Below are 3902 nucleotides of genomic sequence, written 5' to 3' on the forward strand. Positions count from 1 at the left end.
CCCCACTCTGGGTGGTCTCGTCTTTGTTTAAAACCCCCCGGCCCTCACCCCCGGGCGGGGGGGGGGGGACAAACCCCCCCGCCCCTTCGGCGCTCCGTCAGCTCTCCTCGGGCTCCACGCCGGCCCGCAGCAGGCCGTAGGTGTAGGCGTCGTCCAGGGCCCGCCAGGAGGCGGCGATGACGTTGTCGGCCACGCCGACCGTCGACCAGCTGGCCGTGCCGTCGGAGGACTCGATCAGCACCCGGGTCTTGGAACCGGTGCCGTGCTGGCCCTCCAGGATGCGGACCTTGTAGTCCACCAGCTCGAACTTGGCCAGCTGCGGGTAGGTCCGCTCCAGGGCGGCGCGCAGCGCCTTGTCGAGCGCGTCGACCGGGCCGTTGCCCTCGCCGGTGGCGATCCGGCGCTCGCCCTTGGCCCACACCTTGACGGTGGCCTCGTTGCCGGCGCCGTTGTCCATCCGCTGCTCGCTGATGGTCCGCCAGGACTCCAGGGCGTAGAAGCGCTCGCGGCGGCCGCGCACCTCGTCGCGCAGCAGCAGTTCGAAGGAGGCGTCGGCGGCCTCGTAGGTGTAGCCCTGGTTCTCCTGCTCCTTGACCTTGGCGACCACCCGGCCGACCAAGTCGCGGTCGGCGGAGAGGTCGTAGCCGAGCTCCTTGCCCTTCAGCTCGACGGAGGCCCGGCCGGCCATGTCGGAGACCAGCATCCGCATGGTGTTGCCGACCAGCTCCGGGTCGATGTGCTGGTACAGGTCCGGGTCGACCTTGATCGCGGAGGCGTGCAGGCCGGCCTTGTGGGCGAACGCCGAGAAGCCGACGTACGGCTGGTGCGTGGAGGGCGCCAGGTTGACCACCTCGGCGATGGCGTGCGAGATCCGGGTCATCTCGGCGAGCCGCCCGGCGGGCAGCACCCGCCGGTCGTACTTGATCTCCAGGGCGCCGACGACCGGGAAGAGGTTGGCGTTGCCGACCCGCTCGCCGTAGCCGTTGGCGGTGCACTGGACGTGGGTGGCGCCGGCGTCCACCGCGGCCAGGGTGTTGGCGACCGCGCAGCCGGTGTCGTCCTGGGCGTGGATGCCGAGCCGGGCGCCGGTGGCGGCGAGCACCTCGGCCACGATGTCGCGCACGCCGAGCGGCAGCATCCCGCCGTTGGTGTCGCAGAGCACCACGACGTCGGCGCCGGCCTCGTGCGCGGCGCGGACGACGGCGAGGGCGTACTGCGGGTTCGCCTTGTAGCCGTCGAAGAAGTGCTCGCAGTCGATGAAGACCCGGCGGCCCTGGTCGCGCAGGTACGCGACGCTGTCGCGGACCATCTCCAGGTTCTCCTCCAGCGTGGTGCGCAGCGCGAGTTCGACGTGCCGGTCGTGCGACTTGGCGACCAGGGTGACCACCGGGGCACCGGAGTTGACCAGGGCGGCGAGCTGCGGGTCGTCGGCGGCGCGGCCACCGGCCCGGCGGGTGGCGCCGAAGGCCACCAGCTGGGCGTGCTTGAGGTCGAGCTCGTCGGCCGCGCGGGCGAAGAACTCCGTGTCGCGGGGGTTGGCGCCGGGCCAGCCGCCCTCGATGAAGCCGACGCCGAACTCGTCCAGGTGCCGGGCGATGGTCAGCTTGTCCGCGACGGTGAGGTTGATCCCCTCGCGCTGGGCGCCGTCGCGCAGCGTGGTGTCGAAGACGTGGAAGCTGTCGTTGGGGGTGCTGGCCTCGGTCATGGCCCTGGGTTCTCCGTTCGGTGGAGTTACTGCTGTTGCCGGGTCTGGGGACCGGCTCCACTGTCCAGCATCCCGCGCGCTCCCGGTGTCCCTCCGCCCCTTGTGGGGGCTTCGGCCGGTCCGGGGCCAAAACAAAAGACCCCTCGCGGGTGCGAGAGGTCTGCGCGCGGGTCTGGACGCTGGTGGTCGCGCCGCATGCGGGTGGATGCGGGGCGGTCACTGCGGACCGGCGCGCCTGCTGCCAATAATCAGCGAGAGCGAGGACACATCGGCAGTCTGGCACACCATCCGCGATCCGGCCCGCGTGTCTCGCGATACGGAACGCCTCAGGTCAGCCGACCGGTGGCCAGGTCGAACCCGAACGGTTCCGGCAGCGCCAGCGGATCGCCGACCCGGACGCCGGACACCTCGGTGTAGTCGCCCCGCGCGGGGGCGGCGTGCAGCACGATCCGGTTGGCCTGCCGGTCGATCAGCAGGTAGAGCGGGATGCCGGCCGCCGGGCACGATCAGCCCCTTGCCCGGTGCGAAGTCGACCCGTTCGGACACTGCCTCGCGATCTGCCAGACGATCCGGCCGATCCCGGTCTCGTGGTCGCCGTCCGGCGGTGGTGTCACGACGATCTCCCCCCTTCGATGAGCTCGGCCTTGAGCCCCTCCGGGGTGTCCAGGGCCAGGAAGGCGTCGAGGAGGTCCCCGTCCTGGCCGGCCCAGGTCTCGGCGAACTCGTGCGGCAGAGCGGTCACGGCCTCTCCTTCCGTTCCGCACGGCTCGACGAGCGGGCCCGTCCGACGTCCCTCGCGGGACGGGCGTCCCGGAAGGCGGGACGCCCGTGCGCGGCAGGTCAGACGATCTTGTGGAGCCAGCCGTGGGTGTCGGGGGCCTGGCCGCCCTGGATGGCGAGGAGGGCCTTGCGCAGCTCCATGGTGATCGGGCCGGGCTCGCCCTTGCCCACCGTCCAGTCGGCGCGGGCGGACTTGACCGAGCCGACCGGGGTGATGACCGCGGCGGTGCCGCAGGCGAACACCTCGGTGAGGGAGCCGTCCGCGTTGCGCTCCTTCCACTCGTCGGTGGAGATCTTCCGCTCCTCGACGGCGTAGCCGAGGTCGGCGGCGAGCTGCAGCAGCGAGTCGCGGGTGATGCCCGGCAGCAGCGCGCCGGAGAGCTCCGGGGTGACGATGGTGGCGTTCTCGCCCTCGCCGAAGACGAAGTAGAGGTTCATGCCGCCCATCTCCTCGATCCACCGGTGCTCGGCGGCGTCGAGCCAGACGACCTGGTCGCAGCCCTTGGCCGCGGCCTGGGCCTGGGCGACCAGGGAGGCGGCGTAGTTGCCGGCGCACTTGGCGGCGCCGGTGCCGCCCGGCGCGGCCCGGACGTACTCCTCGGAGAGCCAGACCGAGACCGGCTTGATGCCGCCGGGGAAGTAGGCGCCGGCCGGCGAGGCGATGATCATGAACAGGTAGGAGTTCGCCGGGCGGACACCCAGGCCGACCTCGGTGGCGAACATGAAGGGGCGCAGGTAGAGGCTCTGCTCCGGCTGGCTCGGCACCCAGGCCTGCTCCTGCTGGACGAGCAGCTCGACCGCCTCGACGAAGGTCTCGATCGGCAGCTCGGGCATCGCCAGGCGGCGGGCGGAGGCCTGGAAGCGGGCCGCGTTGGCCTCCGGGCGGAAGGTGGAGATCGAGCCGTCGGCCTGCCGGTAGGCCTTGAGGCCCTCGAAGATCGACTGGCCGTAGTGCAGCGTCATGTTGGCCGGGTCGACCTCCAGCGGCGCGTACGGGGTGAGCTGGGCGTCGTGCCAGCCCAGGCCCTCCGTCCACCGGATGGTGACCATGTGGTCGGTGAAGATCCGGCCGAATCCCGGGTTGGCCAGCCGGGCCTCGCGCTCCGCGTCCGACAGCGGGTGCGCGGAGGGCTTGAGGTCGAACGTGATGGGCGCCTGGGTGGGCGTACTCATGACTGTCTGTCCTTCACCGTGGGGTTGGTCCGGGCCGCCACCGCCGATGAAGGTCCCCCCGGCCTCGGACCGGGGAAGGACGCACGACGGCACGGCCCACTGTCGATACTCGCATCCAGAGGGCCGTGCCGAACAGCCGGGCGGCTGCTGTGGTCTCCTGCTCCGGCCCCGTAGGGGCGGGGGGGGGGGTGTGCGGGCCCGCCCCGCAACCGCCGAAACCGGCGGCGCGGGCGGCGCCCCCCCG

3 protein-coding genes are annotated in these 3902 nt (G+C 72.1%); all 3 read right to left on the reverse strand.

Annotated features, from left to right (window positions below):
* Positions 1–97 precede the first annotated feature (97 nt).
* Entirely contained in the window at positions 98–1705 is a 1608-nt protein-coding gene (gene cimA, locus ACFV0G_RS18745; RefSeq protein ID WP_380548505.1) for a citramalate synthase, read from the reverse strand.
* A 610-nt stretch (positions 1706–2315) separates the two neighbouring features.
* A complete protein-coding gene (locus ACFV0G_RS18750) occupies positions 2316–2447 on the reverse strand; it encodes a hypothetical protein (protein WP_380548508.1) in 132 nt (43 codons plus the stop codon).
* A gap of 98 nt (positions 2448–2545) precedes the next feature.
* Entirely contained in the window at positions 2546–3658 is a 1113-nt protein-coding gene (locus tag ACFV0G_RS18755; protein ID WP_380548511.1) for a branched-chain amino acid aminotransferase, read from the reverse strand.
* Positions 3659–3902 lie beyond the last annotated feature (244 nt).

Origin of the sequence: Kitasatospora sp. NPDC059571, assembly GCF_042735675.1 — a bacterium.
Taxonomy (GTDB): Bacteria; Actinomycetota; Actinomycetes; order Streptomycetales; family Streptomycetaceae; genus Kitasatospora.